The sequence below is a fragment of the Streptomyces sp. Rer75 genome, from assembly GCF_013414305.1.
Taxonomy (GTDB): domain Bacteria; phylum Actinomycetota; class Actinomycetes; order Streptomycetales; family Streptomycetaceae; genus Streptomyces; species Streptomyces himastatinicus.
This window is the reverse complement of sequence record NZ_CP058693.1, coordinates 8708679-8733087: the sequence shown is the minus strand read 5'-3', so window position 1 is coordinate 8733087 and position 24409 is coordinate 8708679. Positions and strand designations below refer to the sequence as shown.

Below are 24409 nucleotides of genomic sequence, written 5' to 3'. Positions count from 1 at the left end.
GGAACCCCCGAAAGGCACCCCCCATGTCCGAAACGGCCGACGTGATCGACGCCGTCGCCGGTACGCCCGCCGCGTTGCGGACGTACCGCGAGAAGGCGTACGTCCACACCCAGGGCGCCCATGACGCGCTGCTGACCGGCACCGACAGCCTCCCCCGGGCCGAGCGCGGCGCGCTCGCCGCCCACACCGCCGAGCTGGACGGCGCGCGGGCGCTGGCCGCGCACTACCGGGGTCTCGCCCCGGCGCCCGCCCCCACCGCACGCCTCGCGGCGCTGCTGCGCCACGCCGAACTCCTCGTCCTGGCCCCGTCCACGGCGGGCCCGGAGGACATCGCGGCGCTGACGGAGGCGGGCTGGGGCGCCCCCGATGTCGTCGCGGCCTCGCAGCTCGTCGCGTTCGTCACGTACCAGGCGCGGCTCGCGGCCGGGCTGCGGGCGCTCGGCGGGCTCCCGACGGAGGGCGGCGAGGTCCCCGCGTACGGCGTGGCGGGCGAGGGGCGCCCGTTCACGCTCGACACGCTGGAGTGGGACGCCTGGGTGGAAACGGTGGACGTCGACCGCGCCACGCCCGAGCAGATCGCCGTACTGGAGGAGTCGCTGCCGACGGCGAAGACCTCGCCGTACTACCTGGCCCTCGTCCACGATGTGACGGCGCTGCGCGAGCGGTCGCGGCTCTACAACGCCATCATGTACGCGCCGCGCGGGCTCGACCGCCGCGACCGGGAGATCGCCGCGCTCGCCGTCTCACACGTCAACGGCTGCGTGTACTGCGCGTCCGTCCACGCGCGGCGCTTCGCGCAGCTCGCCAAGGACGCAGGCCCCGCGCAGGCGCTCCTCGACGCGGGCCCCGGCGCGGACCTGGGCACGGCGCGGCGGCGCGCCGTGGCCGACTTCGCGGTACGCCTCACCCGCGAGCCGAACCAGCCGCTCGACCTCACGGGCTTGCGGACGGACGCGGGCCTGGACGATACGGAGATCCTGGACCTCGTCCACGTCGTCGCCGTGTTCGCCTGGGCCAACCGTCTGATGCTCACCCTGGGCGAGCCCCGTTCCCCTCGTTCCACCACAGAGGAGCACCCCGCATGACCGCCACGCCCGACCACCCCCTCGTCGCCGCGGCCCGCCGGCTGGCCGACGACGTCCTCGCCCCCGCCGCCGAGGCGCACGACCGGGAGGGCGTCACCCAGCAGGCCATCGACGCCGTCAAGGCGTCGGGCGTGCTGGGGGTGAACGCCCCGGCGGCGTACGGCGGCGCGGAGGCTCCGGCGGCCGTCGGCCGGGAGATCGCCGAGATCCTGGCGGGCGCCTGCTGCTCGACGTTCTTCATCCAGGCCCAGCACCACACGCCGGTGCGGACCCTGGCCACGGGCGAGGAGGCGGCGCGCGAGCGCTGGCTGCGCCCGCTGAGCGACGGCACCCTGCTCGCCGGAATCGCCTTCTCGCATCTGCGCGCCCACCCGAAGCTGCCGGTGCGGGCCACCCGGGTGGCGGGCGGCTGGCGCTTCGACGGGCGCGTGCCCTGGTACACCGGCTGGGGGCTGAACGACCTGTTCCTGCTGGGCGGCGCCACCGAGGACGGCGAGGTGGTCTTCGGCGTCACCGACGCCCACGAGCAGCCGGGCCTCACCGCCACCGGCCCGCTCCAGCTCGCCGCGCTCACCGGTTCGCACACGGTCGGACTGCTGCTCGACGGGCTGGTGGTGCCCGACGAGGCGGTGGCGGTGCGTCTGCCGCACGAGCGCTGGGCGACGGAGGACCGCCCCAAGAACACCAACACCAACCCCGCCGTCTTCGGCGTGGCCCGCGCCGCCCTCGACCTCCTCGACGCGTCGGGCGACGCCGAGGCGGAGGACACGGCGGGCGTCCTGCGCGACCGCCTGGACGCGGTACGCCGCGACGCCTACGCCCTGGTGGACGAGGTGCCGCCCGCCGAACGGCTGGACGACCGGCTCGTGGCCAAGGCCCGGGCGTACGACCTGATGCGGGCCGCCACCACGGCCGCGATCGCCGCGGGCGGCGGCCGGGCCTTCGGCCTCTCCCACCCGGCGCAGCGCCTCGCCCGGGAGGGCCTGTTCCTCGTCGTCCAGGGCCAGACCTCCGAGGTCCGCACGGCCCACCTGGCGGCCCTGCGGGCCTGACCGCGAAGAGACCTGCGGGCCTGACCGCAAAGAGGCCCTCACCGACGGGGGATGCGGTGAGGGCCTGCATTCAGTGTGGCACGGATGAAGGGCGGAAGTACCCATTCCGGCCAACAAACTTGGCATATATCTACCACTTGACTCCCAGTCACCTCAGCTGCCACAGCCGTATCAGCCGCTGTCGGCGGTCGGCGGTTCCGCGATGCCGATGTAATTCCCGGCGGCGACGGTCCGGATGCGGACCGACCATCCCCGCGCCGTGAGGTCGCCGGTGAGCGTCCTGGCCTCGTGGAACACCTTCACGATGCGGTACCGGCTGCCGTCATCGAGCCGTCGCAGCGCCGCCGGTGCGGGCTGGTCCACGAGGACCTCCTCCTCCGCGGCAGCGGCGGGACCGTCGTCGATGAAGATCGCCTTGCCGCCCGGCGCGAGCGCCGCGGCGACGGTGTTCCAGAAGCCGGGCAGCCGCGCCGGCGGGACGTGGGAGAGCCAGAAGGCGAAGAACACCGTGTCGTAGCGCCGTGGCGGCTGCCACGCGAACAGGTCGGCCTGGACGAACCGGACGGCGCACGGCGCGGACGCGGTACGCGCCCGGGCGAGGTCCAGCACCTCCGCCGCCGCGTCGACGGCCGTCACCGACCGCGCCCGCGCCGCGAGCCGCGGCGTCCACTGCCCCGTACCGCAGGCCAGCTCCAGCACGTCACCTGCGATCGGGAGGCCGTCGACGGCGGCGAGCAGCTCCCGCAGCTCCTCGCGCTCCGCGTACGGCCGGTCGTATTGGGCCGCGCCCGCCCTGTAGTAGGCCATCTGCTCCGCCAGGAGCGCGTCGTCATCCACGGGGGTTCCTCTCCTCCGGTCCTCCGGGTCGGGGACACCATCGGCCCTCCCCTTCGGGCAAGGTCAAGCGGGCCCGGGAGGACCGCCGCGGGAACCGCGCGATCCAGTTGGTGCGCCGTCAGGCGAACCCCCTGGGCTCCGGAACACCTGGCTGCCGTCCGGTGGTTCCCGCCCGGGAGCCACCGGCAGCAGCGGCCCGACCGGCCTCCGCCGAACGGATCAGAGCGCAGTTTGCCCCGGACGCCGACGGGGGACCCGGCTTACCCGATCTTCCTTTGGAGGCGGTATGGCTCTGTCCCATAGTCCGGTGGCCCGCGCATGGCGGCGTTGGCGACGGCCACGCGACCTGCACGTTCCGCGGAAACCCATGGATGTCGAGGACGCCAACCGGCGCTTTCTGATGTACGGGGTGCTGCCGCTGTGGTTCGTACCGGCCGTGGCGGACTGGGCCATGCACCGCAGGACCCGGATCGAGGAGACCTCCGGCACGCGCGAGTCGGCGCTGCACGCGCTCATGATGACCGAGGCGGGCGTCCCGGTCGCGATGGGGCTGCTCGCCCGGGTCAATCCGCTCGTGCTGTCGGTCATGGGCGGTGCGGCCGTGGTCCACGGCGCGACGGCCCTGTGGGACGTCAGCCTGGCCACCGGCAAGCGTGACGTACGCCCCGTGGAACAGCACATCCACAGCTTCCTGGAGGTGCTGCCGCTTTCGGCTCTGGCCTTCACCTCGTGTCTGCACTGGGAGCAGGTGCGCGCCACGCTGCGCGGGGGCGACACGGCGGAGGACTGGAAGCTGCTGCCCAAGGAGAACCCGCTGCCCGCCCGCTATCTGGCGGCGCTAGGAGCGGCCATCGGCGCCTTCGTCGCCCTGCCGTACGCCGAGGAGATGACACGGTGCGTCAAGGCGGCCAGGGCCCGCGGGGCGAGCTGAACCATGCCGCGACGACACCGCTCTTCGTCCGCCGCGGCAGACGGCGTGGTCGAGCCGCTGCCCCGCCCGCGCATCGTCGCCCGTGACGCGCGGGGGCCCGAACACGTGGCCCTCGACGGCGCGGGCCGGATCCTCACCGGGACCGCGGACGGGGCGATCTGGCGGCTGACCCTGTCGGAAACGGCGGGCCTCGCCCGCGGCGAAGTCATCGCCGAAACCGGTGGCAGGCCACTGGGGATGGTCCCCTCCCCCGACGGCGAACTCCTGGTGTGCGACGCCCGGCGCGGTCTGCTGCGGGTCGACCCGCGGGGCGGGACGGTGGGTGTCCTCGCCGACGAGGTGGACGGCGTCCCGCTGCGGTTCTGTAGCAACGTCGCCACGTCGGCGGACTGCACCCTCTACTTCACCGTCTCCAGCCGCCGTTACGCCCTGGAGGACTGGCTGAGCGACATCCTGGAGGACACGGGTACCGGGCGGCTGCTGCGACTGCGGCCGGGTGGCGAGCCGGAGGTGCTGCGGGACGGGCTGCGGTTCGCCAACGGAGTCGCGCTGGCCCCTGACGAGTCGTTCGTCGCCGTGGCGGAGAGCGGCGCCCGCAGGATCAGGCGCCATTGGCTGACCGGTCGGCGCACGGGGACGGACGACACCCTCGTGGCCGACCTGCCCGGCTACCCCGACAACCTCTCCCGGGGCGCCGACGGGGTGTTCTGGGTCGCCCTGGCCGGGCCGCGGGAACCCGCCGTGGACGCGCTGCACCACGCCTCCCCCGCCCTCAGAAGGGCGGCATCGACCGCCGTGAGGAGGTTCCGCCCCCATCCGCGCCCCACCGTGCGCGTGCTGGCGATCCGCCCCGACGGAAGCGTGGCCCGCCATCTGCTGCTCCGCCGCTCCCCGTACCGGATGGCCACGAGTGTGTGCGAACACGGCTCCCGCCTGGTGCTGGGCAGTCTGCTGGAGCGGGGCATCGCGGTGTGCGGGTAGGGCTCTTGGAGCCGGTGTGCGGGCGTCATCACGCCGCCGGGGCCTCGATCTGGTCGTGCAGCCGGGCGCAGGTCCGGTTGATCAGCCGGGAGACGTGCATCTGGGAGATGCCGAGCTGTTCGGCGATGCGGCCCTGGGTCTCCTCGCGGAAGAAGCGCAGGTAGAGGATGTGCCGCTCGCGTTCGGGCAGGGCGCGCAGCCTCGGCTTGAGGGCCTCGCGCTGGATGACCCGGTCGTAGGAGGGCTCCGGTGCGCCGAGGGTGTCGGCCAGGGAGTAGCCGTCCTCGGCGCCCGGCAGTTCGGCGTCCAGGGACAGCGCCGAGAAGCTCTCCATCGCCTCCATCCCCAGCAGCACGTCCTCCTCGCTCATCCCGGTGTGCTCGGCGATGTCCGACACGCTCGGGGAACGGTCGTCCGGGGTGCGCGTGAGCTCCTGGGCGGCGGCGCGCACACGGTTGCGCAACTCCTGGACCCGGCGCGGCACATGCACGCCCCACATGTGGTCCCGGAAGTGGCGCTTGATCTCCCCCACGATGGTCGGCACGGCATAGCTCGCGAACGCGCTGCCGCGGTCCGGCTCATACCGCTTGACGGCCTTGACCAGGCCGAGCATCGCGACCTGCCGCAGATCGTCCGCGGACTCACCGCGGTTGCGGAACTGCCGGGCCAGCCGCTCCGCCATCGGCATCCAGGCCCGTACGACTTCCTGCCGCAGCGCCTCCTTCTCGGGCCCCTCGGGCAGAGTGGCAATGCGCCGGAACTCGACGGCAGTGTCGGGAGCGTCATCGTGCGAGTGCTTGCCCCATGTGCGTACGGCAGTCATGCGCCTGTCTCCCTCGTCGTGTGGTCGGTAGCACCGTGGGAGAAAAGCCGACTGCCTGGGGTGCCGGACAGAGCACACCCCGGGCAGCCGAGCTGCTCCCGTGGGCGTGCCTCCAGTCCGAAGCACACCATGCGCCTGCCCGGCGCGATGGCCCCCAAACAACCTCCTCTGCTCAGGGGGTGGCCATCGGTGGCACGTCGACCAGCGCGCCCAGCAGGGCGCCTCCGGCGGTGGCGCCCAGCGAGGTCCAGCGCCGAGAGGAGCAGCACGGACGGGGTGACGGCGGCGGCCGACGCGGTCGGCGAGGCTACGGCGATGCTCGACCAGATCCGCAAGCTCCACGGGGCTGCCTCCGGTCGAGGAGTGAGAACCGGCCCGTGATTCGATGGAGTCCTGCTTCCGTCCGGGAGGTCCAGGGCAACCATGATCCGACGAGTACTCGCAGCCGTCGTGAGCCTGGCCGCACTGATCACCGTCCCCTCGGCCGCCCCCACGGTGTCGCGCCCGTTGACGGTGGCCACCGACAAGGGCGTGGTCGAGGGCGCGGCGGCGAACGGGGTCGGCCGGTTCCTCGGCATCCCGTATGCCGCGCCACCAGTCGGCGACCGACGCTGGCAGCCACCCGCGCCCGCACCCGCATGGCCCGGTGTCCGGTCGGCGGACCGGCCCGGTGCGGCCTGCGCCCAAACGGCCCCCGGCGGTGGCGCGGACACAAGCGAGGACTGCCTGCACCTCAACGTCTACGCCCCCGAACGGCGCACGGACCGTCCGCTGCCGGTGCTGTTCTGGATCCACGGCGGGGGCTTCATGAGCGGTTCGGGCGACCTCTACGACGGCTCACAGCTCGCGCGGACCAACAACATCGTGGTCGTCACGATCAACTACCGGCTGGGCGTGTTCGGCTTCCTCGACCTGCCCGGACTGAGCGAGCGGGGCGGTGGCAACTACGGCCTGCTCGACCAGCAGGCGGCGCTGCGCTGGACTCAGCGGAACATCGCCGCGTTCGGCGGGGACCCCGGCCGCGTGACGGTGTCGGGCGAGTCGGCCGGTGGCCAGTCCGTGTGCGCCCTGATGGCCTCGCCCCCGGCGCGCGGCCTGTTCGACCGCGCCATCATGCAGAGCGGCGGCTGCCCGAGTCTCACGTCCGCGCAGGCCACCGCGCGGGGCAAGAGCTACGCCACCGCCGCAGGCTGCGGTGGTTCCGCGGCGGCCGCGGCCTGTCTGCGGGCCAAGCGGCCGGACGAGCTGCTGGCCGCCGGGCGCGACTTCGGTGGCATCCTGAACGGCCCCCTGCCCGTGTCCGGGGTTCCCGAACTGCCCGTCGCGCCGGGCGTGGCGGTGCGCTCCGGCAGGTTCGCCGACGTTCCCCTCCTCATCGGCGCCAACCGGGACGAGATACGCAAGTGGGCGCTGCCGTTCGCGCACGCCACCAAGGAGCAGTACGAGCGGGTGATCGGGCAGCAATTCGGCCCCCACGCCGACGGGGTGCTCGCCCGCTACCCCTACGACGCCCGCAACCGCCCGTATGGCGCGGCGTACGCCCTGGGCGCGCTGTGGACCGACAGCAGCGTGTTCTACGGGATGGGCGGCTGCCAATACCAGCGCCTGGCGGACCAGTTCGCGTCCCGGCAGCCCCGGACGTACTTCTACGAATTCGGCGACCGCAACCCACCCTCGCACGGCCCCACCCAGCCCGGTTTCGCGGCGGGCGCGGCCCATGCCGCCGAGCTTCCCTACCTGTGGCCCAGCATGTCCCCCAAGCCGCTGACACCGGAGCAACGGAAACTGTCCCGGGCGATGATGCGCTACTGGGGCGCGTTCGTCAGGGACGGGAACCCCACGACCCACCGGCAGGTGCCGTGGCCGTCGTACCGCGACGCCAAGCTCATGTCGCTGCTGCCCGGCGACCGCAGCAGGGCCGTCAACTCCGGAGCGTACGCGGCACGACACCGGTGTTCCTTCTGGAACGGGATCGACTACGACTGGCTGACCACCGACCCGATGTACCTCGCCCAGCGGGCCGGGGTCTCCGCACGCTGAACCCCGGCCCCGGTGGGTGTCACCGGTGGTGTGTGGCGAGGGTGGCGATGTCGATGACGAAGCGGTAGCGCACGTCCGAGGCGAGGACCCGTTCGTACGCCTCGTTGATCTTCTCGACCGGGATGACCTCGACGTCGGCGCCCACGCCGTGCTCGGCGCAGAAGTCGAGCATCTCCTGCGTTTCGCGGATGCCGCCGATCAGCGATCCGGCAAGTGTCCGGCCCTGCATGAGCAGGGAGAACACGCTGAGGGACAGCGGCTCGGCGGGGGCGCCGACGTTGGCCATGACACCGTTCACGGCCAGCAGCCGGAGGTAGGCGTCGAGGTCGAGCCTGGCGCTGACCGTGTTGACGATCAGGTCGAAGGTGCCCGCCAGCTGCTCGAAGGTGGCCGGGTCGCTGGTGGCGTGGTAGTGGTCGGCGCCCAGGCGCAGACCGTCCTCCCGCTTCTTCAACGACTGCGACAGGACGGTGACCTCGGCGCCCATGGCGTGCGCGAGCTTGACGGCCATGTGGCCGAGGCCGCCCAGCCCGACGACCGCGACCCTCTTGCCGGGGCCCGCGCCGAAGCGGCGCAGCGGTGAGTAGGTGGTGATGCCCGCGCACAGCAGCGGCGCTGCCTCGTCCAGGCCGATGCCCTCGGGGATGCGCACCACGAAGTCGTCGTTCACCACGACATGGGTGGAGTAGCCGCCCTGGGTGACGGTGCCGTCCTCGTCGATCGCGCCGTAGGTGAGGGTGTGCCCGTTCAGGCAGTACTGCTCCTCGCCCCGTCGGCAGGGCTCGCAGGCCCGGCAGGAGTTGACCATGCAGCCGACCCCGACCCGGTCGCCGACGGCGTGCGCGGTGACCTCGGAGCCGACCTCGGTGACGATGCCCGCGATCTCATGGCCGGGGACGATCGGGTAGGTCTGCCCGCCCCATTCGCTGCGGGCGTGGTGGATGTCGGAGTGGCAGATGCCCGTGTATTTGATCTCGATGAGCACATCGTGCGGGCCGACGTCCCGGCGCTCGATGGTCGTGGGGGTGAGCGGTGCGGTGGCGGAGGTCGCGGCGTAGGCGTTGACGGTGAGCATGATTCTCCGTTGGTGGGGCTCAGGGGGCGAACCGCGCCAGGTTGAGGCGGGTGCGGGAGGGCTCCTGACCGGCGTGGATGGGTCAGGTGTGTCGCCGTCCTCCACTCTCCGTGGCATCGGCGCACGGTGGCAGGCCGCGCTGTGCCGGGGAGTGGTGATCGGGGGAGTGACAGAGCCCCCCAGTCGCCGCGCCCTGCGACACACCTCCCTCGGCGGCGCGATGGCCTGGGCGGGCCGCCTGTGGGTGGCCTGGTGCGCGGCCGCCGCCCTGGCGGTGCTGCTGCCGCGGGGTCCGCCACTGATCCCCAGCCTCGCGCTGGTGATGCTGGTGCCGTCTTCCGCCATTGGAGGGACCCTGAGCCCACAATCCCCCACCAAAGGGCAATATACGTAGGGAGTCGGGCATATCCGGCCATCCAGCCCAGCAAGGAGATCCCATGCGTATCCAGACGGCCCTGTCCACGCTCGCCCTCACCGCCGCGGCCCTCACCGTCGGCGCGACCGGCGCCGCCGCCGACGGACCGGACGTCAACGTCTACAACTCCAGCAACACGGCCTTCCCCGGCGTGTGCGCCAGCAACCAGTTCTCCTTCGTCACCGTCCCCGTCAATCTGGGCGCGTCCGACTCCAGCTCGTGCGGGACCCACTGATCGGCACCGATTGCGGAGTGCTCACACACATCGGGGCCGTTCCACGTGGCGCTGTGCCACGCGGAACGGCCCCTTGATTCCGGTCGGCCGAGACGGACGCCGTGAACGGCACGCTCACGACCACCCAGTCGCCTGCCGCCGCGGCCTCTGCCGCGGTCGCCGCCCCGGCGCGGGGGCCGACCGGACCGGGGGTGGGTTCCGCAGTGGCTAGGGTGGACGCGTGGAGCTCCTACACCTGCGTTACTTCGCCGCCGTCGCCCAGGAACTGAACTTCTCCACCGCGGCCCGCAAACTGCACATGGCGGCGTCCCCGCTGAGTCGGCGGATCAAGGATCTGGAGAACGAACTCGGACACCGGCTGTTCGACCGCGACACCCACCATGTGCGGCTCACCCCGGCGGGCAGCGCACTGCTGCCGATCGCGCGCGGTGTCCTGGAGCAGGTCGATTCCATCAAGTGGCGGCTGGACGAGACGACTCGACCGCGGCGGACCACCCTGCTGCTCGGCGTACCCACCGGCATCCACCCGGACCTGCGCGAACGGATCGACGCCCTCGCCGAGCGGGTCCGCGACCGGTTCGAGGTCACACGGTGGCCGGGCGCCACCGACCGTCTGGTCGACGCGGTGTGCGACGGCAGACTGGCGCTGACCCTGGCCCGGCTCCCGGTCGGCGGCGACCCGGCGCTGGAGCAGCTGCCGGTGATGTCGGAACGGCTCGGCGCGGTCGTGCCCCGGGACAAGTTCCCGGGGCGGGAGTCGGTCGCGCTCGCGGAACTGGCCGACCTCGCCTACGCGGGCTCCCCCGCGGCGGGGACCCACGCGTACTTCCGCGGACTCGACCAGCAGCTGTCCGACCTCGGCATCAAGAAACGCATCACCCTGAACAGCGCCACGTTCGACGCGGTTTCCGAAATCGTTTCGAGCGGTCTGGCGTTCTCGATTTCCATGCTGGACCTGAAAAGCCCCATGCAGAATTACCGTCTGGACAATGTGACCGTCCTCCCCTTCTCCGATTTCCATCCCCGTCTGGAGACCGGACTGCTGTGGCGTCAGGACCGCGCCCACGGCGGTGACCTGGAGGAAGTCGCTGCCGCCGCCCGGGAGATATTTGCCGAGCCGCTCCACGTATAGCTCCCGCGGAGCATCCGAAAGGCGGTATGACCACTGCGGTCACACCGCCTTTAGCAACATGATCATTCCACTCCCCGCCCCACCCTTGTTAATTTGATTTCCGGATACACACATGCGGTGAGGCAAGGAGTGAAGGCACACACGATGACGGACATCACGGACACCATCGCCGGTCCCCTGGAAGGCGTGCGCGTGATCGACCTGTCGACCGTGGTGATGGGCCCCTACGCGGCCCAGATCCTCGGGGACCTGGGCGCCGACGTGATCAAGATCGAGTCGCCCGCCGACACGGTACGGGTGGGCCACTACCGCACCACGCCGGGCATGACCGCGCTGAACCTCAACGTCAACCGCAACAAGCGCAGCGTGGCCCTCAACCTCAAGGACGAGACGGAGCGCGAGCGGGCCCTCGAACTGATCGACACCGCCGACGTCCTGATCACGAACATGCGGCCCGGCGCGCTGCACCGCCTGGGCCTGTCCTACGACGCCCTCGCCTCCCGCAATCCGCGGCTCGTCTACGCCCACGCGCAAGGGTTCCGCAGCGACTCGGACCGGGTCGGCAACGCCGCCTACGACGAGACCGTGCAGGCCGCGTCCGGCCTGGTCGACATCGCCGACCGGGCGCTGGGCGAGCCCGTCTACCTGCCCACCATCATCGGCGACAAGGTCTCCTCGCTGACCATCGCCTACAGCGTGCTCGCCGCCCTGCTGCACCGGGACAGGACCGGCCGGGGCCAGCTCGTCGAGGTCCCGATGACGGACACGCTGATCGCGTTCAACCTGGTCGAGCACCTGGCGGGACACACCTACGAGCCCGAGCTCGGCCCCACCGGCTTCCCGCTGTCGATGACCAAGGGGCACAAGGCGGTGCGCACCAAGGACGGTCTGGCCTGCGTGATCCCGTACAACCCGCAGAACTTCCGCGACTTCTTCACCGCCGCCGGGCGCCCGGACCTCGCCGAGGACCCGCGCGTGGGCGGCGAGGCGATCGACAGCGCCGACCACGAGGACCTGGCCGCGCTGATCGACGCGTGCGCCCCGGCGCTGACCACCGCGGAGTGGGCGGAGGTGTGCGCGAAGCACAGCATCCCGATGGCCCCGGTGCTGGAACTGGACCGCGCCCACGAGGACCCGTACGTCCGCGACGGCCACCTCCTCGACACCGCCGAGCACCCGACCGAGGGCACGGTCCGCACCATCGGCATCCCGATGCGCTTCTCCGCCACCCCCGGCACGATCCGCCGCCTGGCGCCGGTCGCGGGCCAGGACACCGCGGAAGTCCTCGCCGAGTTCGACGCCACCCGCTGAGGAGAACCGAGATGACCACCACCGTGCAGCCGTCGGCCGTCGGCCCGATCGCGGACGAACTGACCGCCGACTTCTACCACTACGAGTCGCTGCTGCCGGAAGAGGAGCGCACGATCCTCCTCAAGGCCCGCTCCCTCATGCGCGACAAGATCAAGCCGCTGGTGAACGAGAGCTGGGCGCGGGGCGAGTTCCCGCAGGAGCTGGTCGCCCTGTTCCGCGACAGCGGCCTCGCCGGGCTTCCCTACGAGGGCTACGGCGAGCACCGCCCCGCCGTCAGCAACCTCCTGTCCGGCATGCTGGCCCTGGAGACGGCCCGCACCGACGCCTCGGTGTCCACCTTCTTCGGCGTCCACAACGGCCTGGCGATGTACTCCATTTACTCGGGCGGCGACCAGGAGCAGCGCGACCGCTGGCTTCCGGCGATGGCCGCGATGGACAAGATCGGCGCGTTCGCCATGACCGAGCCGCTCGGCGGCTCCGATGTCGCGGGCGGCATGCGCACCACCGCCCGGCGCGAGGGCGACACCTGGGTCCTGAACGGCGCCAAGAAGTGGATCGGCAACGCGACCTTCGCCGACTACGTCGTGGTGTGGGCCCGGGACGTCGACGACAACCACGTCAAGGGCTTCGTCGTCGAGAAGGGCACACCCGGCTTCAGCCCGGCGAAGATCGAGAACAAGCTCGCCTTCCGGATCGTGGAGAACGCCGAGATCACCCTGACCGACGTCCGGGTGCCGGAGGCCGACCGCCTCCGGAACATCGGCTCCTTCCGGGACGTCGCGGAGATCCTGCGCGCCACCCGGGGCGGGGTGGCGTGGCAGGCGCTGGGCCTGATGGTCGGCGCCTACGAACTGGCGCTGGACTACGCCCGGGAGCGCCACCAGTTCGGCCGCCCGATCGGTGGCTTCCAGCTCGTCCAGGACCTGCTGGTCAAGAGCCTGGGCAACATCACCGCGTCCTGGGGCATGCTGGTGCAGCTCGCCCGGATGCAGGACGCGGGCATCTTCCGCGACGAACACTCCGCCCTCGCCAAGGCGTTCGTCACCTCCCGGATGCGGGAGGTCGTGGCCTGGAGCCGGGAGGTGTTCGGCGGCAACGGAATCCTGCTGGACCACGACATCGCCCGGTTCTTCGCCGACGCCGAGGCCATCTACTCCTTCGAGGGCACCCGTGAGATGAACACCCTGATCGTCGGCAAGTCGATCACCGGCCGGAGCGCCTTCGTGTGAGCCCGGCCCGTCCAGGGGCGCCCCGCGCCAGGCCGTTGACGGGCCGGGAGTTCCCGTCGGCGGCTGCGGCGCGGCGCGAGCATGCACGAGTTGGTCAGCGGGGTCGCTCGACCCGGCGCTCGTCCCACACCGGCTCCGGTGTCTCGCGGATGACGCCGTCCGAACCGAAGACCAGGAAACGGTCGAAGGAGCGCGCGAACCAGCGGTCATGCGTGACGGCCAGCACCGTGCCCTCGTACGCTTCCAGACCCTCCTGAAGCGCTTCCGCCGACTCGAGGTCCAGGTTGTCGGTCGGCTCGTCCAGCAACAGCGCGGTCGTTCCGGCCAATTCGAGAAGCAGGATCTGGAAACGGGCCTGCTGGCCACCCGAGAGCCGGTCGAAGAGCTGGTCGCCCTGGCGTTCCAGCTCATACCGCCGCAGGGCGCTCATCGCCCGGCCGCGGTCTCGGGCATGCTCGGTCCACAAGATCTCGACGAGCGTGCGGCCGACGAGCTCCGGACGCACATGGGTCTGCGCGAAGTGGCCGGGCACGACGCGCGCGCCGAGTTTCCACTCCCCCCGGTGAGCGACGTCCTCGCCGGCCAGAAGGCGCAGGAAGTGGGACTTGCCCGACCCGTTGGACCCCAGGACGGCCACCCGCTCGCCGTAGAAGACCTCCAGGTCGAAGGGGCGCATGAGCCCCTCCAGCTCCAGCCCCCGGCAGGTCAGCGCCCGGACCCCGGTACGTCCGCCCGCGAGGCGCATCCTGATGTCCTGCTTGCGCGGTGGCTCCGGAGGCGGGCCCGCCTCCTGGAACTTCCGCAGCCGGGTCTTCGCCGCCTGATAGCGCGACGCCATCTCATCACTGCGCGCCGCGTACCGCTGCATGTCCAGCACCAGCCGCTTCAACTGGGCATGTTTCTCGTCCCAGCGCCGACGCAGTTCCTCGAACCGTTCGAACCGCTCTTCCCGGGCCGTGTGGTACGTGCCGAAACCGCCACCGTGCACCCATGCGTCACTGCCCGCCGGGCTGGGCTCGACACTGACGATCCGCTCAGCCGCGTGGGACAGCAGTTCCCGGTCGTGGCTGATGAACAGCACGGTCTTGGTTGTCTCCCGGAGCCGCTCCTCCAGCCACTGCTTGCCCGGCACGTCCAGGTAGTTGTCCGGCTCGTCGAGCAGCAGGACGTCGTCAGGGCCCCGCAGCAACGCCTCCAGCACCAGTCGCTTCTGCTCGCCCCCGCTGAGCGTGCGCACCGCGCGCCACTGCGCCTTCTCGTACGGCACCCCGAGCGCCGCCGTGGTGCACATGTCCCAGAGCGTCTCGGCCTCGTAGCCACGCGCCTCGGCCCAGTCGCTGAGCGCCTGGGCGTACGCCATCTGGGCTGCCTCGTCGTCCCGCTCCATGACCGCGAGCTCCGCCTCGTCGACCGCTCGGGCGGCCTGCCGTACCGCGGGCTGCGCGACCGATACCAGCAGGTCCCGCACCGTCCGCTCATCCCGCACGGAACCGACGAACTGCGGCATCACCCCCAGTGAGCCACTGATGGTCACCGTGCCCTCATGTGGCTCCGTCTCTTGGGAGAGAAGCCCCAGCAGTGTGGTCTTGCCCGCCCCGTTCGGCCCCACCAGGGCGGCAATCGTGCCTTCGCCCACCCGGAACGAGACGTCGTTGAGCAGCAGTCGCCCGTCCGGCAGGAAGTAGGCCAGATGCGCGGCCTCCAGATGTCCCATGACTCGGCATCTTCTTGTCACCCCACCACGGTCGGCAAGGCATTTTCCGGAGGCGTACCGCGTTCAGCCTCCCCAGCACGACAGCGGTGACAGGAAGAACACGTACTCGGCACGTATACGGGAAAGATAGACGCGATACGTACCGGACAATCGCTCATTGACTTCCGGTCACGACCGGCACCGCATCAGCGGCTGGATGCGCGTACCGAAGTTCTCGATGCCTTCGAGGAAATCGTCGAACACCAGCATGATCCCCTTGGTGCCGGAGACCCCGGCGACCTCGTCGAGCATCGCCGCGACGGTCGCGTACGAGCCGACGAGCGTGCCCATGTTGAAGTTCACGGCACCCTCGGGCAGCGAGATGGTCCTGACGGTCGAGGAGCCGTCGGAGGTCGTGTCCGTGGCTGTTTCCCCCGCCATGTACGCCAGCGCCGCGTGGTCGGCGTTGTCGTGGTAGTCCTTCCACTTCGCCTGGGCGGCCTCGTCCGTCTCGTCCGCGATGACCATGAACAGCGAGAGCGCTCCGACGTCGCGGCCGGTCTCGCGCGCCGCCTCCACGAGTGTGGCCGTGGTGTCAGAGAGCGCGAGCGGGGTGTTGACGCCGCTTCCCAGGATGAAGTTGTACTCGGCGTGCTCGGCGGAGAACTTCATGCCGGTGGTGCTCTGCCCGGCGGCGACGATGTCGATGTGGCCGTTCGCCGGACCAGGGGACAGCACGCAGTCGTCCATGGCATAGAACTCGCCCTTGAAGTTGCTGACCCCCTCGTGCCACAGCTCCTTCATCACGGTGACGTACTCCGCGGCCCGGGCGTAGCGGTTGGCGAAGTGGTCGTCCCCGGGCCACAGGCCCATCTGGGAGTACTCGCCGGGCGCCCAGCCGGTGACGATGTTGACGCCGAACCGGCCGGGGGCGATCGAGTCGACCGTCGTGGCCATGCGCGCGGTGATCGCCGGGTGCAGGGCGAGGATCGGTGTCGAGGCGTACAGCTTGATCCGCTCCGTCACGGCGGCCAGGCCCGCCATCAGCGTGAACGACTCCAGGCAGTGGTCCCAGAACTCGGTCTCGCCGCCGAACCCCTTGAGTTTGATCATCGACAGGGCGAAGTCGAGGCCGTGTTCCTCGGCCTTCTGCACGATGGCCTTGTTCAGCTCGAAGGACGGCATGTACTGCGGAGAACTCTTCGAGATGAGCCAGCCGTTGTTGCCGATGGGGATGAAGACGCCGATGTCCATGCCGCTCCTGAACGATCCCGTTGGTGATCCGGTGTGATCCGGAACGGCAACCGTGCCACGCCATGGCGGGCGATGATCAAGTCCGCCTCGCCGACAGCGGCGTTCGTGGCACGATCATGACCGACCATGGCGCTGCTCACTTCCCGTCTCCCTGTGAGAGCCGGGGTCAGTGGTGGTGGCCTTGCCGTCCGAGGGTCTCCACGGGGGTCGCGCCGGGCCGGGTCCACTGCGGTACGGGGCGGCTGGTCGGGCCCCAGGTGGCGTTCCCGTCGGCGTCCGTGCGCCAGTACCAGCACGCCTGGCGGCCCACGGCCGGGTGTCCCTCGCGGACATCGCCGATCACGGGCCAGTCCTCGGGGTTGTCCTCCCACGCCTCGCCGCGGCCGTAGGGCGTCATGTCGAGCAGGCCGAGGGATCCGTTGACCCGCTCGTTGCCACGGCCCGTCGTGGAGTAGGTGAGGAACACGCGGTCGCCCTCGCGCAGGAAACACGCGATGTGCCCCATCTCGCCGCCGACCGGCGCCTCCACGTCCCGCACCGAGTACCAGGGCTGGGTGTAGCCCATGAATTCCACGTAGCGAGCCACCTCGTCCCACGGGCCCGTGGTCAGGATGGCGAACGAGACGCCGCGGGCGTTGAGGTAGACGGCGTCCCGCACGTGCCAGGCCGTGGTGGTGCAGCCCTCGCACTGCCCCTGGTGCGGCGCGCCGTCGTACCACATGTGCTGGTAGACGACGAGCTCGTCGCGCCCCTGGAACAGGTCGAGGAACGGGACCGGCCCGTCGGCGCCGGTGACCTCGACCGTCCCGTCGAGCTCGACCATCGGCAGCCGCCGCCGGGCCGCGGCGATCGCGTCGCCCTCACGGGTGTGCGCCTTCTCGCGGACCAGCAGATCCGCCCGCGCCGCCTGCCAGGTGGCCAGGTCGACGACGGGCGGCTTGCCGGGGAGGTTGCTGCTCGCGTTGCCGGGCGTGGTCGTCATGGTGTCCTCCGCGGTGTCTCGTGCCGGGCAGCGTACGGCGTGCTACGACGCTCATCAGTAGAGACTCGCGGCCCGGCCGGAACTCATCGCGGCAGGCGGCCCCCGAGTCCGGGCGCGGCCGCGAGGAAGGTGTCGAGCACTCCGTCGGCGACGCGGACCGGACCTTCGGGGCGGGTCTCGCCCGGGATCGTGCGGATCCGCCCGGCCCGCGCGGCCAGCGACGACGCCTCGGCGAACCAGCGCTCCGCCTGCGCGGTGTCGCCGTCGAGCCGGGCACCCAGCGCGTCCAGGGTGCGTTCGAACGCGCGGCCCCACAGCGCCAGCGCGTCCAGCCAGGGTGCGGAGTCCGCCACGAAGCCGCGGTCGGCCACGCGCGCCCTGATGGTGGCCGACGCGGTGGCCAGCAGCGCCGCGGAGGGGCGCAGGGCGTTCAGCGCCGTCCGCTGCCGTCCGGCGTCCCAGTCGGTACGGAACCGGGCGAGCCGGGCGGTCAGTTCGGGCGCCTGGGGCTGCCAGGGTTCGTCACCGAAGGTGGGCGCGAGGTGCTGGGTGTCGAAGAAGGCGAGCAGCGCGGACACGGTGGCCGCGTCCGGATGGTCCCCGGCCAGATACGCGGCGGCGGTCCGCCAGGTGCGGTCCGGGTCGTACGCGGTGTCGTTCCAGGCGAAGTCCGCCCCGCCGAACAGGGCGACCTTGCTGGCGGCGGCCTGGTTCATCGGGTTGAGGACCAGACCGGAGAGCTGCTGGTGCAGACCGGGCTCACGGGCGTCGTACGGGGCGAGCAGCAGTCGGCCCCCGGCCTGGCCGTAGTCGTTGACGGGGTAGTTGTCCCAGACGAACACCTTGCGCCCCCACACGGCGGCGGCCCGCGCGGCGTCGGCCACGGTGATGCGCGGCGGCACCACATCGGTGCCGGTCCACATGACCTCGACCCGCGGGTCGAGCCGCTCGCGCAGGGCCTTCTTGTACGCGGTGTCGGTGACGTCGCCGTACTCGGTCGGCACCGTCTGGAGCGGCGCGGTGCCCTCGCGGGCGTCCAGGAACTCCTTCTGCACCCGGTTCAGCAGATCGGCCTGCGCCTCGCCCGCGGCCCGCTGCGAGGGCTCGCCGTAGGCGGCGCGGTCGGCGGCGCAGTTCCACCGGGTGTAGCTGATGTCGTCCAGCGGCACCGAGAAGCTGCGCACCCCGAGGTCGTACAGCGCCCCCAGCTTGGCCCGGAGCGCCGTGAACTCGGCGGGATCGCTGTAGCAGAGGGAATTGCCGGGGGACAGCGCGAAGGTGAACCGTACGTGGTGGCCGATGGCCTGCCGGACCAGCTCACCGAGCTGGGCGAGCTTGTCGGCCGGGTACGGCTCGCGCCACTTCTCCCGGTGGTACGGGTCGTCCTTGGGTGCGTAGACATACGTGTTCATCTTGACGTCCCCGTAGAACGCCAGCTGGTCCATGCGCTCGGCGTGGGTCCACGGGCTTCCGTAGAACCCCTCGATCACGCCGCGCAGCGGCATCAGCGGATGGTCCACGACCGCCACCGAGGCGATCCTCTTGGCGCCGGTGACCAGCTGACGCAGCGTCTGCGCCGCGTAGTACGTCCCGTCGGCGTCCGCGCCCGCGAGCGCCACCGCGCTGCCGCGCGCGGCGAGCGCGTACCCCTCCGCGGGCAGTTCCGCGGGCACCCGGCCCCCGGCGGCCCGCAGCGCCGCCGCGACCGGCGCGTCGGCGAGCCGCCCGACGGTCACCGTCAGCCCCGGTCCGGGGCCGCCCCGCAGGCGCTGCGCCCCGGCCCGGCGTAATACGGAGGCGACGAGTTCGCGCGTGGGTCGGTCCACCCCGTCGCCGTAGACCACGCGCACGTGGGCGGGCACCCTGACGTCGGGGCCCAGCCGGGCCATCTCCTGCGGGCGCGGGACGACGGACGGCAACGGGCCGGCCGCCCCGCCCGCCCGCGCGTCCCCGGAGGCGGCGTCGGTGGCTGCGGTGGCGCCGGTGGGCAGCAGCAGCCCGAGGAAGGTGAGGAACGCGATCACAGCGGCCAGGGGGCCTGAGCTACGGCGCATGGACATCTCCTCCGTGGCGTGGCGTGGCGTACGGCGGCGGTGCACGACGGTGACACGTGGAGCGGAGTGAGCGATGGGGCGGGCGCGGTGCCTGGTGCGCGGCGTTCCGGAAACACATACCCACGGCCCGGGCCCGGCGAATCCCGGCGCGGCCGTGCGAAGTGGCGCCTGAAGCGCCTATGACTCTCTGTCCCTGGGAGGGCCTGCTGCCTCAGCCCGGGTCGCCGCCCAGCTGGCGAGGAGCTTGAGCCGGTCTTCGTCCGCGGTGCCGGGCTCGGCGGTGTAGATGGTGAGGGAGTGTGCCTCGTGGGCGGACATGGGCAGGTTCAGCGGCTGGTAGGTGAGTTCCAGGGGACCCGCGTCGGGGTGGTGGAAGCGCTTGACGCCGCCGTGGTGGATGCGCACGTTGTGGGCGGCCCACCGGGTGCGGAACTCGGCGCTGACCGTGGACAGCTCGCCGACCAGCTCGCGCAGCGCCTTGTCGTGGGGGAACCTCCCGGCCTCGGCGCGCAGCAGCGCGACGGTGATCTCGGCGGCGTCGTCCCAGTCGTCGACGAAGTCGTGTGAGCCGCGGTCGAGGAAGTAGAACCGGGCGAAGTTGGGGCGGCCGCGCTCATCCGTGGTGTGGCTGTGGAACACCGGCGCGAACAGGGCGCGGGCGAGGGCGTTGGTGGCCACCATGTCCAGGCGGCCGTTGCTGACGAACGCCGCGGACAGGGTCATGGAGTCGAGCAGCCACTGGACGCGGGGCGGGACGTCGACGGCCTTGCGGCGGCGCCGGGCCGCGGGGCTGGGCTGGGCGGCCTTGGCCAGGTCGAACAGGTAGGTGCGTTCGTCGTCGCTCAGCTGGAGGGTGCGGGCCACCGCGTCGAGGACGTCCTCGGACACGCCGCTGATGTGGCCCCTCTCCAGCCGGGTGTACCACTCGGTGCTCACCCCCGCGAGGACCGCGACCTCCTCGCGGCGCAGCCCGGGCACCCGGCGCCGGCCGCTGGTGGGCAGCCCGACCTGCTCCGGAGTGAGCTGGGCGCGCCGACGGGAGAGGAAGTCACGGATGTCGGCGCGGTTGTCGGAGCGGTTGCCGGGGCGGTGTTCCATGCCTTCCACGCTACGGCCGGGATCCCGGCGGAGGGGGGTTGAGCTTGTACCCCCCATAAACCCGGCCTCCCACGCCTGCGATAGGAGGGGTTTCGTGGGGTGCGCACCTTGAGTTCGATCCGCTGCGGAGACGATGTATGACCACGCGAGGAGGAACCCTCCACGCCCCCGCCGACGTACGGCGCGTCGGTGACCGCGAGCATCCGCCCACCCGGCTTCCGCTCGTCGTGTACGTGCTCGCCCTGGGCACGTTCCTGATGGGCACGACCGAGTTCGTGGTGGCGGGCCTGCTCCCGGAGATCGCGGGCGATGTGCGGATCAGCGTGGCGGAGGCCGGGCTGCTGATCACGGTCTTCGCGGTCGGGATGATCGTCGGCGCACCGCTGATGGCGATGCTGACGCTGCGGCTGCCCAGACGGTCGACGCTGGTCCTGGCCCTGGGCGTCTTCGCGGCCGGGCACGTCGTCGTGGCTCTCGGCACCGGCTTCGCGCTGCTGCTGGCGGCGCGGTTTCTGACGGCGCTGGCGACCGGCGCGTTCTGGGCCGTGGCCAACGTGGTGGCCGCCCGTGCCGCAGGTCCCGCCGCGGGATCCCGCGCCCTGGGCGTCGTGGGCTCCGGTGCGATGCTCGCCAACGTCGTCGGTGTGCCGCTCGGCGCATTCGCCGGGCAGCTCATGGGGTGGCGAGGACCGTTCTGGGCACTCGCCGCCCTCGCGGTGGCCGCCATGGCGCTCATCGGCCGCCATGTTCCGCGCGATGCCGACGGCCATCAGACGGTCTCGGTCCGGGCCGAGCTGTCCGCTCTGCGCTCCGGGCGCCTGTGGCTGGCGCTGGCTGCCTGCGCGACCACGACCGGCGGTGTGCTGTCGACGTACTCCTACGTCTCGCCGCTGCTGACCGACCGGGCCCAGCTGGCCGCCGGTCTGGTACCGCTGGTCCTGGGCGGCTTCGGTGTCGGCGCCCTGGCGGGCTTCCTGGTGGGAGGCCGTCTGGGAGACCACCGTCCGCACGCGACGACGATCGTGGCCGCCGCGGCGACCACGGTCCTGCTGCTGGCGATCTGCCTGCTGTCCGGTTATGCCGCGCCCACGATCGCGCTGGTCACGCTGCTGGGGCTGTTCGGGCTCGGCGCCAACCCGGTGCTGATCTCCCTGGGCGTCCGCTTCGCGGGCCGGGCCCCCACCCTGGGGTCCGCGCTGACCGTGTCGGCGTTCAACCTCGGCACCGCCGTCGGCTCCTGGGTCGCCGGTCTCGCTCTCGGTTCGCCGCTGGGAGTCACGGGTCCCGCCGCCGTGGGCACCGCCATCGCCGCGCTCACGCTGATCCCCACGATCGCGATCGCCGTCGTCCAACGACGCCGATCGGCGGCACCCACGGGCACGGTCGTCGCCCGTGCGGCCGCCGCACACCCCGATAACACCTGAACCGCTCTCTCCACATCCTTAGGAGTAACCCTCATGCGCGCTGCTGTCCTGCACGCTCCCGGCGACGTCCGGGTGGAAGACGTCGCCGACCCGAAGATCACCGCCCCGACGGATGCGATCATCCGGCTGTCGGCTGCCTGCGTCTGCGGCTCCGACCTGTGGCCCTACCGCGGCATCGACTCCGTCGACGGTCCCGTGCCCATGGGACACGAGTACGTCGGCGTCGTCGAGGAGGTGGGCAGCGAGGTCGAGAACGTCGAGCCCGGCCAGTTCGTCCTCGGCTCGTTCGTCGCCTCCTGCGGCACCTGCGAGATCTGCCGCTCCGGCTACCCCTCCTCCTGCGTCCACCGCGTGTTCATGGCCCAGGTCGGCACCCAGTCCGAACGCGCCCTGATCCCCCACGCCGACGGCACCCTCGTCCCCCTGCCGGGCACGCCCGACGCCGACCTGATCCCGAGCCTCCTGGCCGCGTCCGACGTGCTGGGCACCGGGTGGTTCGGCGCGGTCGCCGCCGAGGCCGGGCCGGGCAAGACGGTCGCGGTCGTCGGCGACGGCGCGGTCGGCCTGCTCGCGGTCCTGGCCGCCAAGCAGCTCGGCGCGGAGCGGATCATCGCGATGAGCCGCCACGAGCCGCGCCAGCGGCTCGCCCGCGAGTTCGGCGCGACCGACATCGTCACCGAACGCGGTGACGCCGGTGCGGCGAAGATCAAGGAGCTGACCGGCGGCCTGGGCGCCCACTCCGTCGTCGAAGCGGTCGGCACCCAGGAGTCCATGGAACAGGCCATCCGGAGCACCCGCCCCGGCGGGCACGTCGGCTTCGTGGGCGTCAACCACGACGTCTCCCTCAGCGGCGAGGAACTCTTCTTCTCCCAGGTCCACTTGGTCGGCGGCCCGGCCCCGGTGCGCCAGTACCTGCCCGAGCTGATCGACCTGATCTGGCAGCGGAAGATCAACCCGGGCAAGGTCTTCGACCTCACCGTCCCGCTCGACGAGGCCGCCGAGGCGTACCGGGCCATGGACGAGCGCCGCGCCATCAAGGCCCTGCTCACCGTCTGACCCTTCTTCCGTGGAATGCCCGGCCCTCCCCGCAGGGCCGGGCATCAGGGCCAACTAAGCTCACGCACCATGTCGTCGCCGCACACGCCCTCCCCCGCGCCGAACGCCACGGTCATACGCATCGGCCGCCGCAGCGCCATGACCGGGCTCCCCTGCTCCCTCGTCCTCATGGCCATCGGCGCCGTCGGCATCTTCGGTGCCGTCCTGGTCGCCACGGGGCAGCAGAAGGGAGAGTCCACCGTCAGCGGGTTCGTGGGACTCGCGTTCATGGTGGCCCTCGGTGTTCTCGGAGTCATCCTCTTCGTGCCCTTCTGGGCGAACCGCCGCAACAGGCTCCTCATCGACCACACGGGCCTCTGGCTCGAAAAGGGAGAGTTGCGGAACGTCATTCCCTGGAACAGCCTCTCCGGAGTCGCCCTCTACTGGAGCGACTTCGGGCGCAACGGGAAGATCTACTCCCTGGAGCTGTACCCCACCGGCCCCATCGACCGGGACGACCCGATCCTGTGGGGCCTGGTCCGCGACGAGGAGCCCCTGCACCCCGGCCTCCCCCGCCTGCGCCACCGCGTCACCCTCACCGCCCCCAACAAGCAGCCGGTGGTCGACGCGGTCCGGAGCCACGTCCCCCAGCTCTGGCTCGGCGAGTCCCAGCGCCCGACGGGCCACATCAGCCGCCCCGACGTCAGGGGCCACCGTCAGCGCACGCGGAACCGCACCCCCTGAACGGCGACCCGCCTCGCGTGAGGAATTCCAAGCCCCCACGGCCCCGAACTAACCAACGGCGTCTGCATGAGGTGCGGCTCTTCCCGAGAGCGCAAGCAGTGCCGCTTGGGACGGCGAGCCGGGCTCTGCCGCGTACAGCAGCATCGTCAGCTCCTGGTCCGGTGGCGGCAGTCGCATTGCCTGGAAGTGCAGCTCCAGCGGCCCGTACTCGGGGTGCTCGAGGCGCTTGACGCCATGTCCCTTCCCCTCGACCTCCTGTGACTCCCACAGTCGGGCAAACTCCGGGCTCTTTTCCCGCAGTTCGCCGACCACCTCGCACAGTCGATCGCTGTCCGGAATGCGGCCGGCCTGGGCGCGCAGCACGGCGACGACCTCGCGGCGGATCTGCGCCACCTCCGGGTGCGTAGCCGCCACGTCCGGGTGGAGGAACATCAGCCTGGCGATGTTGCGCTCCTCCGGCGACCGCTGCGCGAAACCGCACAGCAGTTGCCCGCCCAGCCGGTTACATGCCAACACGTCCATGGCACGGCCGTAGACCAGGGCCGCGACGCCGTCCATCGCGTCGAGCACCGCCTGTAGGCCGGGCCGCACGACCTGCGGTACTTCCCGGACCGGCCGCCGCGCGGCCCCACCGCGCGCTGCCCGGCGCACCACGTTCCGCAGGTATTCGTGCTCGGCCGCGGTCAACCGCAGCCCGCGGGCGAGGGCATCCAGCACCTCCGGCGAGACGTTCCCGCCGCGGCCCTGCTCGATGCGCGTGTAGTACTCCACGCTGATCCCCGCCAGCCGGGCGGCCTCCTCGCGGCGCAGCCCGCGCACCCTGCGCCGTGTCCCGACGGGCGGCAGTCCGACGTCGGCCGGGTCGAGGGTCGCCCTGCGGGCCTTCAGGAACGCGTTGATCTCCGGCTCGGCATGCATCGGACCATTCTCCGGCATGTCGGGGCCAGCCTGGCCCTGCGGGTACCAGGATCCGCCGGGT

The 24409-nt window shown here is 71.6% G+C and carries 21 protein-coding genes; 12 read left to right on the top strand and 9 right to left on the bottom strand.

The features are described 5' to 3' along the window. Positions 1-23: 23 nt before the first annotated feature. Entirely contained in the window at positions 24-1085 is a 1062-nt protein-coding gene (locus tag HYQ63_RS45260) for a peroxidase-related enzyme (RefSeq protein WP_257232395.1), read from the top strand. Next, positions 1082-2137: an acyl-CoA dehydrogenase family protein gene (locus HYQ63_RS37455; protein ID WP_179938126.1), complete on the top strand. Its 1056-nt coding sequence runs from the start codon at positions 1082-1084 to the stop codon at positions 2135-2137. Before HYQ63_RS45260 ends, HYQ63_RS37455 begins: the two co-directional genes overlap by 4 nt. 171 nt (positions 2138-2308) lie before the next feature. Here HYQ63_RS37455 and HYQ63_RS37450 read toward each other — a convergent pair whose 3' ends face one another. Further along, complete coding sequence (locus HYQ63_RS37450; RefSeq protein ID WP_257232394.1) at positions 2309-2974, bottom strand: class I SAM-dependent methyltransferase; 666 nt, start codon at positions 2972-2974, stop codon at positions 2309-2311. 286 nt (positions 2975-3260) lie between these two features. Here HYQ63_RS37450 and HYQ63_RS37445 point away from each other — a divergent pair, with 286 nt between their 5' ends. Both HYQ63_RS37445 and HYQ63_RS37440 read left to right on the top strand, forming a co-directional pair. Next, positions 3261-3905, top strand: a complete 645-nt coding sequence (locus tag HYQ63_RS37445) for a diguanylate cyclase (protein WP_179938125.1) — start codon at positions 3261-3263, stop codon at positions 3903-3905. Positions 3906-3908: 3 nt separating this feature from the next. Further along, on the top strand, positions 3909-4886 hold the full coding sequence (locus tag HYQ63_RS37440) for an SMP-30/gluconolactonase/LRE family protein (RefSeq protein WP_179938124.1): 978 nt from the start codon (positions 3909-3911) through the stop codon (positions 4884-4886). A gap of 28 nt (positions 4887-4914) precedes the next feature. Here HYQ63_RS37440 and HYQ63_RS37435 read toward each other — a convergent pair whose 3' ends face one another. Further along, positions 4915-5709, bottom strand: coding sequence for a SigB/SigF/SigG family RNA polymerase sigma factor (locus HYQ63_RS37435; RefSeq protein ID WP_179938123.1), 795 nt, complete (start codon positions 5707-5709; stop codon positions 4915-4917). A gap of 423 nt (positions 5710-6132) precedes the next feature. Between HYQ63_RS37435 and HYQ63_RS37430 the strand changes: the two genes are divergently transcribed. After that, positions 6133-7749, top strand: coding sequence for a carboxylesterase/lipase family protein (locus HYQ63_RS37430; RefSeq protein WP_179938122.1), 1617 nt, complete (start codon positions 6133-6135; stop codon positions 7747-7749). A gap of 19 nt (positions 7750-7768) precedes the next feature. Here the strand turns inward: HYQ63_RS37430 and HYQ63_RS37425 are convergent, their stop codons facing one another. After that, entirely contained in the window at positions 7769-8824 is a 1056-nt protein-coding gene (locus HYQ63_RS37425; RefSeq protein WP_179938121.1) for an NAD(P)-dependent alcohol dehydrogenase, read from the bottom strand. A 437-nt stretch (positions 8825-9261) separates the two neighbouring features. Between HYQ63_RS37425 and HYQ63_RS37420 the strand changes: the two genes are divergently transcribed. From HYQ63_RS37420 to HYQ63_RS37405, 4 genes are all read left to right on the top strand, one after another. Then, positions 9262-9474: a hypothetical protein gene (locus HYQ63_RS37420; RefSeq protein ID WP_179938120.1), complete on the top strand. Its 213-nt coding sequence runs from the start codon at positions 9262-9264 to the stop codon at positions 9472-9474. A gap of 220 nt (positions 9475-9694) precedes the next feature. Continuing rightward, positions 9695-10606: a LysR family transcriptional regulator gene (locus HYQ63_RS37415; protein ID WP_179938119.1), complete on the top strand. Its 912-nt coding sequence runs from the start codon at positions 9695-9697 to the stop codon at positions 10604-10606. 144 nt (positions 10607-10750) lie between these two features. Beyond that, positions 10751-11917, top strand: a complete 1167-nt coding sequence (locus tag HYQ63_RS37410; protein WP_179938118.1) for a CaiB/BaiF CoA-transferase family protein — start codon at positions 10751-10753, stop codon at positions 11915-11917. 11 nt (positions 11918-11928) lie between these two features. Further along, on the top strand, positions 11929-13146 hold the full coding sequence (locus HYQ63_RS37405; RefSeq protein WP_179938117.1) for an acyl-CoA dehydrogenase family protein: 1218 nt from the start codon (positions 11929-11931) through the stop codon (positions 13144-13146). 94 nt (positions 13147-13240) lie between these two features. On the opposite strand, the gene HYQ63_RS37400 is transcribed toward HYQ63_RS37405, so the two are convergent. The 5 genes from HYQ63_RS37400 to HYQ63_RS37380 all read right to left on the bottom strand — a co-directional run bounded on the left by HYQ63_RS37400 (position 13241) and on the right by HYQ63_RS37380 (position 20227). Continuing rightward, positions 13241-14860, bottom strand: coding sequence for an ATP-binding cassette domain-containing protein (locus HYQ63_RS37400; RefSeq protein ID WP_179938116.1), 1620 nt, complete (start codon positions 14858-14860; stop codon positions 13241-13243). A 168-nt stretch (positions 14861-15028) separates the two neighbouring features. Next, on the bottom strand, positions 15029-16093 hold the full coding sequence (gene rutA, locus HYQ63_RS37395; RefSeq protein WP_179938115.1) for a pyrimidine utilization protein A: 1065 nt from the start codon (positions 16091-16093) through the stop codon (positions 15029-15031). Positions 16094-16259: 166 nt separating this feature from the next. Next, on the bottom strand, positions 16260-17075 hold the full coding sequence (locus HYQ63_RS37390; RefSeq protein ID WP_179938114.1) for a DUF899 domain-containing protein: 816 nt from the start codon (positions 17073-17075) through the stop codon (positions 16260-16262). Between the two features lie 83 nt (positions 17076-17158). Further along, entirely contained in the window at positions 17159-19129 is a 1971-nt protein-coding gene (locus HYQ63_RS37385) for a beta-N-acetylglucosaminidase domain-containing protein (RefSeq protein WP_179938113.1), read from the bottom strand. A 177-nt stretch (positions 19130-19306) separates the two neighbouring features. Beyond that, positions 19307-20227: a helix-turn-helix domain-containing protein gene (locus HYQ63_RS37380; RefSeq protein WP_179938112.1), complete on the bottom strand. Its 921-nt coding sequence runs from the start codon at positions 20225-20227 to the stop codon at positions 19307-19309. A gap of 137 nt (positions 20228-20364) precedes the next feature. On the opposite strand from HYQ63_RS37380, the gene HYQ63_RS37375 reads away from it, so the two are divergent. From HYQ63_RS37375 to HYQ63_RS37365, 3 genes are all read left to right on the top strand, one after another. Next, positions 20365-21651, top strand: coding sequence for an MFS transporter (locus HYQ63_RS37375; RefSeq protein WP_179938111.1), 1287 nt, complete (start codon positions 20365-20367; stop codon positions 21649-21651). A gap of 33 nt (positions 21652-21684) precedes the next feature. Beyond that, positions 21685-22707, top strand: coding sequence for a zinc-dependent alcohol dehydrogenase family protein (locus tag HYQ63_RS37370; RefSeq protein WP_179938110.1), 1023 nt, complete (start codon positions 21685-21687; stop codon positions 22705-22707). Positions 22708-22776: 69 nt separating this feature from the next. Next, positions 22777-23430, top strand: coding sequence for a hypothetical protein (locus HYQ63_RS37365; RefSeq protein ID WP_179938109.1), 654 nt, complete (start codon positions 22777-22779; stop codon positions 23428-23430). 48 nt (positions 23431-23478) lie between these two features. On the opposite strand, the gene HYQ63_RS37360 is transcribed toward HYQ63_RS37365, so the two are convergent. Continuing rightward, positions 23479-24348, bottom strand: coding sequence for a helix-turn-helix transcriptional regulator (locus tag HYQ63_RS37360; protein ID WP_179938108.1), 870 nt, complete (start codon positions 24346-24348; stop codon positions 23479-23481). Positions 24349-24409: the final 61 nt, after the last annotated feature.